Annotated in this window: 10 protein-coding genes; 2 read left to right on the forward strand and 8 right to left on the reverse strand. The window is 71.9% G+C overall.

The features are described 5' to 3' along the window. Positions 1-20: 20 nt before the first annotated feature. Positions 21-740: an ArsR/SmtB family transcription factor gene (locus tag ACGFWE_RS38100; RefSeq protein WP_393604756.1), complete on the forward strand. Its 720-nt coding sequence runs from the start codon at positions 21-23 to the stop codon at positions 738-740. A gap of 71 nt (positions 741-811) precedes the next feature. After that, complete coding sequence (locus ACGFWE_RS38105; protein ID WP_393604876.1) at positions 812-1,747, forward strand: DMT family transporter; 936 nt, start codon at positions 812-814, stop codon at positions 1,745-1,747. Here the strand turns inward: ACGFWE_RS38105 and ACGFWE_RS38110 are convergent. From ACGFWE_RS38110 to ACGFWE_RS38145, 8 genes are all read right to left on the reverse strand, one after another. Continuing rightward, positions 1,733-3,061: an MFS transporter gene (locus ACGFWE_RS38110; RefSeq protein WP_393604758.1), complete on the reverse strand. Its 1,329-nt coding sequence runs from the start codon at positions 3,059-3,061 to the stop codon at positions 1,733-1,735. The genes ACGFWE_RS38105 and ACGFWE_RS38110 overlap by 15 nt on opposite strands. A gap of 127 nt (positions 3,062-3,188) precedes the next feature. Then, on the reverse strand, positions 3,189-4,268 hold the full coding sequence (locus ACGFWE_RS38115; RefSeq protein WP_352390903.1) for a Zn-dependent alcohol dehydrogenase: 1,080 nt from the start codon (positions 4,266-4,268) through the stop codon (positions 3,189-3,191). Positions 4,269-4,279: 11 nt separating this feature from the next. Further along, positions 4,280-5,668 carry an aldehyde dehydrogenase family protein gene (locus tag ACGFWE_RS38120; protein ID WP_393604760.1) on the reverse strand — a complete coding sequence of 463 codons (1,389 nt, stop codon included), beginning with the start codon at positions 5,666-5,668 and terminating at the stop codon, positions 4,280-4,282. 124 nt (positions 5,669-5,792) lie between these two features. Continuing rightward, a complete protein-coding gene (locus ACGFWE_RS38125) occupies positions 5,793-7,130 on the reverse strand; it encodes an ABC transporter ATP-binding protein (RefSeq protein ID WP_352390901.1) in 1,338 nt (445 codons plus the stop codon). A 172-nt stretch (positions 7,131-7,302) separates the two neighbouring features. Next, positions 7,303-8,067, reverse strand: a complete 765-nt coding sequence (locus ACGFWE_RS38130; RefSeq protein WP_393604762.1) for a class F sortase — start codon at positions 8,065-8,067, stop codon at positions 7,303-7,305. After that, positions 8,054-8,713 carry a hypothetical protein gene (locus ACGFWE_RS38135; RefSeq protein WP_352390899.1) on the reverse strand — a complete coding sequence of 220 codons (660 nt, stop codon included), beginning with the start codon at positions 8,711-8,713 and terminating at the stop codon, positions 8,054-8,056. Before ACGFWE_RS38135 ends, ACGFWE_RS38130 begins: the two co-directional genes overlap by 14 nt. Before the next feature lie 101 nt (positions 8,714-8,814). Further along, positions 8,815-10,053: an MFS transporter gene (locus ACGFWE_RS38140; protein WP_393604764.1), complete on the reverse strand. Its 1,239-nt coding sequence runs from the start codon at positions 10,051-10,053 to the stop codon at positions 8,815-8,817. A gap of 25 nt (positions 10,054-10,078) precedes the next feature. Then, the gene (locus tag ACGFWE_RS38145) at positions 10,079-11,512 is read right to left on the reverse strand and encodes a CitMHS family transporter (RefSeq protein ID WP_393604766.1); all 1,434 of its coding nucleotides are present in this window, start codon (positions 11,510-11,512) and stop codon (positions 10,079-10,081) included. Positions 11,513-11,534 lie beyond the last annotated feature (22 nt).

Genomic DNA, 11,534 nt, shown 5'->3' on the forward strand with positions numbered 1-11,534 from the left:
CGCCGAAGTGTCCCTGCCCCATGCTGGGACGCATGACCGAGGACCCCCAGGCACTCCGGCTGGCGAGGCTCGCCGCCCTGATCGCCGACGAGACCCGGGCCGCCTGTCTTCTGGCCCTGCTCGACGGCCGGGCCTGGACGGCGGGTGAGCTGGCCCGGCACGCGGGTGTGGCCGCATCGACCCTGAGCGAGCACCTGGGCAAGCTGGTCGCGGGCGGGCTGCTCACGGAGGAGCGGCAGGGCCGGCACCGGTACGTGCGGCTGGCCGACCCGAGGGTGGCCCACCTGGTGGAGGATCTCGCGGCGCAGGCCGCCCCGGACACAGCACCACGCCCGCGGAACCTGCGGGAGTCGAGTGCGGGCTCGGCGATGGCCCGGGGCCGCACGTGTTACGACCACTTGGCGGGGCGACTGGGCATCGCGGTGACAGACGCGCTGACGTCTCGTCAACTCCTGCGTCAGGACACGGGTTTCGCCCTGACGGACGCGGGCCTGGCGTGGTTCGGGGACGTGGGCATCCCGCTCGACCGCAACGCCCGCCGCCCCCTGGCCCGGGCCTGCCTCGACTGGACGGAACGCCGCCCGCACCTGGCCGGGGTGGCCGGAGCGGCTCTGTGCAGGCACGCGCTGGACGAGGGCTGGTGTGTCCGCATCGGCTCGGAGCGAGCGGTGAAGGTGACAGCGACGGGAGAACGGGCGTTCACCGAGCTCCTGGGAATCGACGCGGAGACGCTGCGCTGAGGCCTTCAGGGACGGCCCGTCCGAAATCCGCGAGCTTTTGACCCTCTTCCCTTCGTAACCTCAGGAGCATGATGAACCACCGCCGCACCGAACTCCTCGCAGCCGGCGCAGCCACCGTCACCGTCGTCCTCTGGGCCTCCGCCTTCGTCTCGATCCGCAGCGCGGGCGACGCCTACTCCCCCGGGGCCCTCGCCCTCGGCCGCCTCCTCACGGGCGCCCTGGCCCTGGGAGCGATCTGCCTCGTACGACGGGAAGGACGGCCACCCCGAGCGGCCTGGCGCGGTATCGCGATCTCCGGCGTCCTCTGGTTCGGCTTCTACATGGTCGTCCTGAACTGGGGCGAGCAGCAGGTGGACGCGGGCACCGCGGCCCTGGTGGTGAACATCGGCCCGATCCTGATCGCCCTGCTCGGCGCGCGCCTGCTCGGGGACGCGATGCCACCCCGCCTGCTGGCCGGAATGGGGGTCTCCTTCGCCGGGGCGGTCACGGTGGGCCTGTCGATGTCGGACGACGGCGGCTCCTCGGTGCTCGGCGTGGTCCTGTGTCTGCTCGCGGCGATCGCCTACGCCGGCGGAGTCGTCGCGCAGAAGCCGGCACTGGGCTCGGCGACCCCGCTGCAGGTGACGACGTTCGGGTGCTTCATCGGTGCCGTCGTCTGTCTTCCGTTCGCCGGCCAGTTGGTGTCGGAGGCGGCCGACGCCCCCGTCTCGGCGACCCTCAACATGGTCTACCTGGGCGTGTTCCCGACCGCCCTGGCCTTCACCACCTGGGCCTACGCCCTGGCCCGTACGACCGCCGCGCGGATGGGGGCGACCACCTACGCGGTCCCCGCCCTGGTCGTCCTGATGTCGTGGCTGGCGCTCGGCGAGGTCCCGGGTCTGTTCACGCTCGCGGGAGGGGCGCTGTGCCTGGGGGGCGTGGCGGTGTCCCGCTCCCGCGCGCGGGCGGCTGCGGCCCCGGTGACGGCACCGGGGCCGCAGCCCGAGAGGGCGTCAGACGCCGCGTGAACGCGCCCTGCCCGCAAGGACCTTGATGCAGAGCAGCGCGATCACCGAGAGCCCGATGATGTAGCCGGACACCGCCATCGAGGTGCCCGTGGTCTCCAGTAGCAGCACCATCAGGAAGGGCGCGAGCCCACCGCCGAGCACGGCGGCGATCTGGTAGCCGAGAGAAGCGCCCGTGTACCGCATCTCGGGCGTGAACAGCTCGGCGAACAGGGCGGCTTGGGGCCCGTACATGATGCTCAGGAAGCACCCGGCGACGAAGGTGGCGACCGCCAGCCACAGCAGCGAGCCGGTGTCGATCAGCAGGAACATCGGTACGGCCCACAGGGCGATGCCGGTCGCGCCGAGGGCGTAGATCCGGATCCGGCCGAGGCGGTCGGAGAGCGCTGCGGCGGCCGGGATCAGCACCAGCTGGGTGAGGCTGATGCAGAGCGAGACGGTGAGAACGGCACTGCGTTTCATGCCGAGTTCGCGGGTGGTGTAGTCGAGGACGCCGGTGATCAGGATGTAGAAGGTCGCGGTGTTCACGGCGAAGGAGCCGCCCGCGAGCAGGACCGTGCCGAGGTGGTGGCGGAGGATCATGCGCAGCGGGGAGTTCGGCGCGGTCTGCTCCTGTTCGGCCAACTCCCGCTCCGCCCGGCGGAATTCGGGGGTCTCCTCGACCTTGGCGTGGATGTACCAGGCGAGTGCGAGGACGAACAGGCCGATGAGGAAGGGGATGCGCCAGCCCCAGGCCGCGAACCCGGCGTCGGTGGTGAAGGCGCCGGCCAGCAGGAAGACCGTGTTGGCGGTCACCACGCCGATGGGCACGCCCAGTTGGACGACACTGCCGTAGAGCCCGCGCTTGCCCTCCGGGGCGTACTCGGTGGCCAGCAGCATCGCGCCGCCCCACTGTGCGCCGACCGCGACGCCCTGCACGACGCGCAGCAGGACCAGCAGGATCGGGGCGGCGACGCCGATGGTGTCGTAGGTCGGCAGGAGGCCGATGCCGGTGGTGGCGATGCCCATGAGCGTGAGGGCGAGGACCAGCATCGGCTTGCGGCCGCGTTTGTCGCCGATCTGGCCGGCGACGATGCCGCCGATCGGGCGGGCCAGGAAGCCGACGGCGAAGGTGGCGAAGGCGGCGAGGACGCCGGCGGTGGAGCTGCCCGAGGGGAAGTAGAGATCGCCGAGGACGAGGGCGGCGGCGATGCCGAAGACGAAGTAGTCGTACCACTCGACGGCGGAGGCGAGGGCGGCGGCGGTCGCGACGCGCCGGCGCTGGGGAGACGCCGGCGCGGCTATGGAAGTGGGGTGAGCGGAAGGGGCCGTGTCCATGCGGTGCACACTCCGGTGGGTGCGTGGGGACGTTGGCGGCGAACATACTGACCGGACGGTATGGGGTCAACGGTTGTGCGGGAAGGTTGCCCGGAGCACCCGAGACGGGGCTCCGGGCAACCGTCGCTCAGAACACCACCAGCGCCCTGCCGCCCTTGCCCGCCAGCATGTTGTCGAACGCCGCCGGGATGCCGTCCAGCGCGATCCGTTCCGTCACGAGGGAGCCGAGGTCGAGGCGGCCCGCCCGGACGTGCCCGGCGAGCACCGGGAGGTCCTCGGCGGGGTTGGAGTTGCCGTAGACACAGCCCCCGAGGGTGCGGCCCCAGCGGAAGATCTCCAGGGCGTTGAAGGTGACCTGCTGGTCCTTGCCGCCGATGCCGACGACCGTCGTACGGCCGCCGCGGCGGGTGGAGTCCCAGGCCGTGCGGATGGTCGAGGCGCGGCCCACGCACTCGACGGCCACGTCGACGCCCTGCTTCGCGGTCAGGCCCCTGATCTCGCGGGCGGTGTTCTCGGAGGCCACGACGTACTCCGTGGCGCCCGCCGTACGCGCCAACTCCTCCTTCTCCGGAGAGACATCGACCGCGACGATCGTCGACGCCCCCGCGATCCGGGCGGCCTGGAGCGCGGCCAGGCCCACGCCTCCGGCGCCGAACACCGCGACCGTCTCGCCCTCCCGGACCCGTGCCGCGTGGTGGACGGCGCCGTAGCCGGTGAGGACCGCGCAGCCCAGCAGGGCCGCGTCGGTGAGCGGGATGCCGTCCGGGAGGGGCAGGAGGCAGGACTCGGAGACGACGGTCTCCTCGGCGAACGCGGCGACGTTCAGGCCGGGGTGCAGGTCGGTGCCGTCGGCGGTGCGGGCGTAGACGTCGGCGGCGCCGTTGAGGGCGTTGGCGCACAGCCACACCTCGCCGAGCGAGCAGGCGTGACAACTGCCGCACGAGGGCGCCCAGTTGAGGACCACCTCAGCGCCGGGCAGCACCCCGGTGACCCCCTGCCCCACGGCGACGACCGTGCCCGCGCCCTCGTGGCCGAGGACGGCCGGGACGGGGACGCTCACGGTGCCGTTGGACAGGGACAGGTCGGAGTGGCAGACCCCGGCGGCGGCGAGGCGGACCCGGACCTGACCGGGGCCGGGGTCCGGGAGGTCGATGTCGGTGACCTCCAGGGGAGCGCCCACGGCGGGAAGGACGGCGGCACGAACCACGGGAAGGCTCCTCAGAACTGGAGGGACTTGGTCTGGAGGTACTCGGCGAGACCGTGCGGGCCGAGCTCGCGGCCCACCCCGGACTGCTTGTAACCGCCGAACGGCGCGAGCGGGTTGAAGCGGCCGCCGTTGATGTCGACCTGCCCGGTGTCCATCCGGCGGGCGAAGGCCACGGCCTCCGACTCGTCGCCGGCCCAGACGGCGCCCGCGAGGCCGTAGACCGTACCGTTGGCGATGCGCAGGGCGTCCTCCTCGTCCTCGTAGCGCAGGACGGACAGGACCGGGCCGAAGATCTCCTCCTGCGCGATCGTCATGTCGGGCGTCACGTCGGCGAAGACGGTCGGGGCGACGAAGTAGCCCTGTTCGCGCGGGGATTCGGGGCCGCCCGCCACCAGCCGGGCTCCTTCGGCCACGCCCTTCTCGATGTAACTCCGCACCCGTTCCTGCTGCTTGGCGTTGACGACGGGTCCGATGCGCTCCCCGTACTTCGCGGCGGCGGTGGCGGCGAGTTCCACGGCCTCGTCGTACTGCTCGCGATGGACGAGCATCCGCGTCCAGGCGCTGCAGGTCTGGCCGGAGTTGGACATCACGTTGGCGACACCGACGTTGACCGCCTTGGCGAGGTCGGCGCTCGGCAGGATGACGTTGGCGGACTTGCCGCCGAGCTCCAGGGCGACCTTCTTCAGCGCGGCACCGGCAATCGCGCCGATCTGCCGTCCGACCGAGGTGGAGCCGGTGAAGGAGACCAGGTCGACGCCCGGGTGCTCGACCAGGGCCTGGCCCGCGACCGGACCGAGCCCGGTGACGAGGTTGAAGACACCGGCCGGGACGCCGGCCTCGTGGACGGCCTCGGCGAAGAGCTGGGCGACCAGCGGAGTGTCCTCGGCCGGCTTGAGGACGACCGTGCAGCCCGCAGCGAGGGCCGGGGCGACCTTGGCGACGATCTGGTGGAGCGGGTAGTTCCAGGGCGTGATCGCGGCGACCACGCCGACCGGCTCCAGATGGACCGTGGAGTTGCCCACCTTCTCCTCGAAGGGGTGCTTGGCCGCGAGCTCGGCGTAGGAGGTGGCGACCGCGACGGGGACGGCCGCGTGGACGTTCTGCGAGAACTTCAGCGGCGAGCCGAGCTCGGCGGTGACGGTCTCGGCGATCTCGTCCTGGCGCGCGGCGAGGACGTCCCGGAGGGCGGCCAGGCGGGCGGCCCGTTCGGCCGGAGCTGTCGCGGCCCAGGCCGGGAGGGCGGCGCGGGCGGTCCGTACGGCGAGGTCGACGTCCTCGGCGGTGCCGGCCGGGACTCGTGCGATGACCTGCTCGTCGACCGGGTTCACGACCTCGATCACGTCCGGGCCGGCGGCCGGGCGCCACTCGCCCTCGATGTACATGCCGTCGTGCGCCTTCATGGTGCGTCCTCCCGGGCTGGGCCGTGTGGCGTCGTCGTCCGGCCTCATAAACTAGCGACGATAGTATTCTGGCGCCAGGACAGAACCACCGGACCCTGCATCCGCCGCAGGGTGGCCCCCGCCCTTACTCGTCGAGGTCCGGCAGGTGGTCCGGGGACGGGCAGATGCGTTCGCCGTGCTGGTCGAAGACGAACAGGTGGGAGATGTCGACGAGGAGCGGGACCTGCATGCCGCGGCGGAGGTCGATGTCCGGGGTGGTGCGGACGACGAGGTCGCCCGGGAGGCGGGCGTCGGAGAGGGCGGGTTCGGGGGCGGGGTCCGGCGGGTCCTCGAGGACCACCACCGGGCCCGCCCGCAGGGAGCCCGCGCGATCCCGCAGACGCTCCAGGACGGTGCCCTCGCGGCGGCGGCGCCGGGGCGGGCGCGGAGCGGGGCGCGGGGCCTCCAGGTCGGGGACCAGGGCGGGGCGGGAGCCGGTGTTGAAGTGGACCAGGACCTCGTGGCCCTGGAACTCCACGTGCTCCACCAGGCCGGTGATCGGCATCTCCCCGGGACGGGCGGAGGCCGGCTTGGCGATGCGGATCGCCTCCGAACGCAGGCCCACGATCACCTCGCGGCCCTGCTGGACGCGGAGCAACTGGTGGTCCAGGGAAAGGGGTTCGGGAAGCCGCAGGTACTGCTTGCCGAGACTGATGGTCATCGCTCCGTCCAACGGGGCCCGCACCAGCCCGCGCAGGAGGTTGATGCGCGGGGTGCCGATGAAAGCGGCGACGAAGACATTGCGGGGCAGCGCGTACACCGAGCGCGGGGTGCCGACCTGCTGGAGGACTCCGCCGCGCAGCACGGCGACGCGGTCGCCGAGCGACATCGCCTCGGCCTGGTCGTGGGTGACGTAGACCGTGGTGACGCCCAACTGCCGGGTGAGCCCGGCTATTTCGGCGCGCAGATGGTTGCGGAGCTTGGCGTCGAGGTTGGACAGCGGCTCGTCCATGAGGAAGGCGGAGGGATGACGGGAGATCGCCCGGCCCATCGCCACGCGCTGGCGCTCACCGCCCGAGAGCTGGCCCGGATAGCGGTCCAGGAGGTCCTCGATGCCCAGCATGCGGGCGGTGGCGTCCACACGGACCCGGGGGTCCTCGTCGGGCGCCTCGATGCGCAGCGGGAAGCCGATGTTCCCCCGGCTGGTCATGTTCGGGTAGAGAGCGAAGTTCTGGAACACCATCGCCATCCGCCGCTCGGCGGGCAGCAGGTCGTTGGCGTACTCGCCGTCGAGCCTGAGCTGGCCCTCGGTGATCTCCTCCAGCCCGGCGATCATCCTGAGCACGGTGGATTTTCCGCAGCCGGAGGGGCCGAGCAGGACAAGGAACTCGCCGGGCGCGATGTCCAGCGAGAGCCGGTCCACCACCCGGACTCCCCGGGTGTAGGTCTTGCTCACGTGGTGCAGAGATATGGCGCGTGTCATGACGGTGCCCCCGGGGGCTGGATCAGGCGCTGGTGCTCCGCGGTCGAGAGGCCCCGTGCGGGTCGAACGGGGCTGTGAGTCACGGAAGTTAACGGAATGCATGCGGCCTGGGGAAGAGACTGGGCGGGATCGGGCGCTCCGGTCCAGCCTGCGAGATAACGGACGGTCGGATTCAGCGCGCCGTCGCATCTTTCGGCGGCCGTGGCTCGCGGGTCTCGGTGAGGTGGGCGAAGACGACGACGTTGCTGGTGTAGCCCGTCCGCCACTTGAAGAGCCCACCGCAGGTGATCACGCGCAGTTCCGGGCGCCGGGCGGGGCCGTAGACCTCCTTGTCGGGGAAGCCCGCCTTGTCGAAGACCTTCACCCGGTCCACGGTGTAGACGGCGGTACGGCCGTCCGCGCGTGCCGCCTCGATCACCTTGCCGGGCTTGACCTGGGCGAGCGCGGCGAAGACCGCGGGGCCGGTCCTGGTGTCGCGGTGGCCGACGGCGATCGCGGTGCCCGACTCGCCGGGCGTGGGACCGCCTTGGTACCAGCCCACGAGCTTCGGCTTGTCGACCGGCGGTGTCGACAACTCGCGGCCCTTGGTGAGCCCGAGGCCCGTGACCGGCGCGTCGATGCCCAGGGACGGAATGCGGAAAGTCGTCGGCCGGGACCGGGACAGCGGGCGGGGCGGGGGCGTGCGGGTGGGCTTGGGGCGGGCGGAGTGAGGCATCCCACCGGCCTCCTCCGGGTCCGGCCCGTCGGCTCCCTCCGCGTCCGGCCCGGCGGCCGCCACGGTGTCCGGACCGTCGGGCCAGTCCGGCGCGGTCGACCGGTCGTCACCCGTACACCGGACCCCCACCGTCACCAGGACGACCGTGAGCAGAGCCGTCCTGGTGAGGCGGTAGGCGCGGGTCCGGTACCAGGGCCTGCGTCTGCGCCTACGCGGCGCCATTGGGCCGACGGCGGTTCAGCCGGAAGTACGCGGCACCGCCGACCGCCACCAGGCCGACGGCCCCCGCGGCGGTCACCGGCGCGAACGCGGCCGCGGTGTCGACGAGACCGCCGCCACCCGCGTGCACACCGCCCTTCGGGCCGCCGCCCTCGTTCTGCTCCCAGCCCCCACCCTCGCGCTGCTGGTCCTCGATCTGGTCGCCCGGCCGGCGCTCCGCGTCACGCTTGCCGTCGTGGCAGTTGACGCGGAAGACCTTCTCCTTGGGGGCGCCCGCCACGATCCAGGTGATCTTGTACTGGCCGTCCGCCACCCCCAGCGGGTCGGTGTGACCGGCGCCGCCCGCGAGCTGGATGGTGCCAGCGACGGTGGCGGCGGTGGGCAGCGGAGGCTGGGGCGTGATGGTGTAGGCGATGGTGGTCAGGACGTCGAAGTTGACGGCGTCCAGGTAGAACTTGCAGACCCGTGGATCATCCTTCGAGACGCCGAAAGGCACGCCCACGTGATGGATCCTGATGTCGCCGTTCTCACCTGCGGCCGACGCGGTCGGCGCCGCCACCCACGACGCGCCGGCCGCGGCGAGGGCGGTGAGGACGACCGTGGCGCCCGCTCGGACGCGGAAGGTACGTGGGAGTGTCAGGGTGGGCATGCGCGCTCCTCCGATTCAGACGATTTCCATACAAATCGCTCTTTCGGCAGCACTCTCCTTCATGCGCGCGACGGTCGGCCGCATCGGCACCCGGCGCGCCGTCAGATATCGCTCGTGCGGCGCAATCCCGGGCGCTTCGGCCGCTTCCCCGCGGCCGGTCCGGTCCTCTCGGGCCGCCCCGGCGACCGCAGCGCCACCCCCGCCGACAGCAGCAGCAACGTCCCGAGCATCACGAAGGGCGCGGCCACGCCCGCCACGCCCGCGACCAGGCCCGCGGTGGCCGGTGCGGCGACCTGGCCGAGGCGGTTGCCGGTCAGCCGCAGGGCGAGGGCGGTGGAGCGGGCGCCGTCGGGGGCGGCCTGGACGACCGTCGTCATGGACAGCGGCTGTCCCACGCCGAGGCAGAAACCGAGCACGGTGAGCATGACGGCCAGCGCCCACACCGGGACCGGCAGCGCGAAACCCGCGCACAGGACGGCCGCCAGCAGACACGTCACGGTGAGGAGCACCGCGCGCCCCAGCAGCCGTAGCAGCGGGGTCAGTACCAGACGGCAGGCGATCGTGGCCGCCGCGCGCAGGCTCAGCAGCAGACCGATCACCGAGGGGGCGATGCCCCGGTGCTCGCCGACCACCGGAAGGTACGCGGTGAGGATGTCCGTGGCGGACAGCACGGACAGACTCATGAAGATGCCACCGGGCACGCCCCGGGTCCGCAGGATGCGCCCGACGGGGATCCGATCGCTGTGCGCGGTACGGGACTTGGCCGCCGTGTCGCGGTGCTCGATGCGCCACAGCGAGGTGAACGCGACCGCCGCTCCGGCGCCCGAGACGAGCAGGGCCAGCGCGCTCGTGCCCGCCCTGTCGGAGCCGCCGATCAGCGCGCCCGCCGCGACCGGGCCGACCAGCTGGCCGAGGGAGGCGCCAATGGTGAAGTGGCCGAAGTTGCGGTCCTGTTCGTGCGGGGCGGACTGGCGGGCGACGAGCGACTGCGCGCCGATGACGAAGCAGAGGTGCCCGAGACCCATCACCCCGCTCCAGACCGCCATCGTCCACAACGAGTCGGCGAGGCCGCTGAGCGCGCAGCCACCGGAGATCAGGACCACACCGACGGGCAGCAGCGGCGCACAACGCCCGTGATCCGTACGGCGGCCCAGCGGTACGGCGGCGAAGAGCGGCAGCAGCGCGTACACACCGGCGATGACACCGATCGCCCGCTCGTCCGCGCCCAGCGCGAGGGCCCGGTAGGAGACGGCGGGCCGCGCCATCGACACCGCCCCCTGCGCGAAGCCGAAGGCGATGACGAGGCGGAGCAGCCAGCCGCGGTTCCTACCGGGCGCCATGGTTCAAGTCCTCCGTGGACGTAGGTCAGATGATCCCGAAGAGGAGGCCCGCCCCGAGGATCAACAGGCACGTGAGCGCGGCCCACTTGACCACGAACCTGGTGTGGTCGCCGAACTCCACCTTGGCCATGCCGACCAGGACGTACACGGCCGGGACGAGCGGGCTCGACATGTGCAGCGGCTGGCCGACGAGGGAGGCGCGGGCCATCTCCAGCGGGGTGACGCCGTGGGCCGCGCCGGCCTCGGCCAGGACCGGGAGGACACCGAAGTAGAAGCCGTCGTTGGACATGAAGTAGGTGAGCGGCAGGCTCAGGACGCCGGTGACGAGGGCCATGTGCGGGCCCATGCCCTCGGGGATGACGTCCACCATCCAGCGGGCCATGTGGTCGACCATGCCGGTGCCCTGGAGGACGCCGGTGAAGACGGCGGCGGCGAAGACCATGCCGGAGACGTTGAGGACGTTGTCGGCGTGGGCGGCGAGGCGGGCCTTCTGGTCGGGGATGTGCGGGAAGTTCACGGTGAGCGCGAGTGCGGCGCCGATCAGGAACAGCACCGGGATCGGCAGCCACTCCATGATCATGGAGGTGAGCAGGGTGAGCGTGAGCAGCGCGTTGAACCAGTAGAGCTTGGGGCGCAGGGTGGCGCGGTTCGGGTCGAGGACCTGGAAGCGCTCCGCGTCGCCGGCCTCGTCCTCGGCGTCGGTGCCGGAACCGGAGGCGCCGGTGGCCACGGGGGTCTTCGAGCCGGAGCCGGAGCCCGGGCCGCCGGCGCCCACGAGCACCGTCTCGGTCTCCTCGACCTTTGTCTCGGCCTTCTCGTCCACCAGGATCTCGTCCAGGGTGAGCACGCCCAGCCGCTTGCGCTCGCGCTTGCCGAGCACGTACGAGAGGACGAAGACGCCCAGCAGGCCGACGGCCAGGGCCGGGATCATCGGGACGAAGATGTCGCTGGCGTCGAGCTTCAGCGCGGTGGCGGCGCGGGCCGTCGGGCCGCCCCACGGCAGGGTGTTCATCACACCGTTGGCCATGGCGGCGATACCGGTCATCACGACCAGGCTCATCTTCAGGCGCTTGTACAGCGGGTACATCGCCGAGACGGTGATCATGAAGGTGGTCGAGCCGTCGCCGTCGAGGGAGACGATCGCGGCGAGGACCGCCGTGCCGACGACGATCCGCATCGGGTCGGCCTTCGCGAACTTCAGGATCCCGCGCACGACCGGGTCGAAGAGGCCGACATCGATCATCACGCCGAAGTAGACGATCGCGAACATGAGCATCGCCGCGGTGGGGGCGAGGCTGGTGACGCCGTCGATGACGTAGTCACCGAGCTTGGCGCCCTTCCCGACGAAGACGCAGAACAGTGCCGGGATCAGCACGAGCGCCGCGATCGGCGACATCTTCTTCAGCATGATCAGGACCAGGAAGGTCGCGATCATGGCGAAGCCGAGGATGGTCAGCATGAGTGGATACCTAACGTTCGCC

The sequence above is a fragment of the Streptomyces sp. NPDC048523 genome (assembly GCF_043199815.1).
In the GTDB taxonomy this organism is placed as follows: Bacteria; Actinomycetota; Actinomycetes; order Streptomycetales; family Streptomycetaceae; genus Streptomyces.

Bases quoted from the DNA above. Each gene is read 5' to 3' on its own strand.
- ACGFWE_RS38145 (WP_393604766.1), bottom strand. From the start codon at position 11,512: ATGCTGACCATCCTCGGCTTCGCCATGATCGCGACCTTCCTGGTCCTG.
- ACGFWE_RS38100 (WP_393604756.1), top strand. From the start codon at position 21: ATGCTGGGACGCATGACCGAGGACCCCCAGGCACTCCGGCTGGCGAGG.
- ACGFWE_RS38125 (WP_352390901.1), bottom strand. From the start codon at position 7,130: ATGACACGCGCCATATCTCTGCACCACGTGAGCAAGACCTACACCCGG.
- ACGFWE_RS38130 (WP_393604762.1), bottom strand. From the start codon at position 8,067: ATGGCGCCGCGTAGGCGCAGACGCAGGCCCTGGTACCGGACCCGCGCC.
- ACGFWE_RS38135 (WP_352390899.1), bottom strand. From the start codon at position 8,713: ATGCCCACCCTGACACTCCCACGTACCTTCCGCGTCCGAGCGGGCGCC.
- ACGFWE_RS38120 (WP_393604760.1), bottom strand. From the start codon at position 5,668: ATGAAGGCGCACGACGGCATGTACATCGAGGGCGAGTGGCGCCCGGCC.
- ACGFWE_RS38140 (WP_393604764.1), bottom strand. From the start codon at position 10,053: ATGGCGCCCGGTAGGAACCGCGGCTGGCTGCTCCGCCTCGTCATCGCC.
- ACGFWE_RS38105 (WP_393604876.1), top strand. From the start codon at position 812: ATGAACCACCGCCGCACCGAACTCCTCGCAGCCGGCGCAGCCACCGTC.
- ACGFWE_RS38110 (WP_393604758.1), bottom strand. From the start codon at position 3,061: ATGGACACGGCCCCTTCCGCTCACCCCACTTCCATAGCCGCGCCGGCG.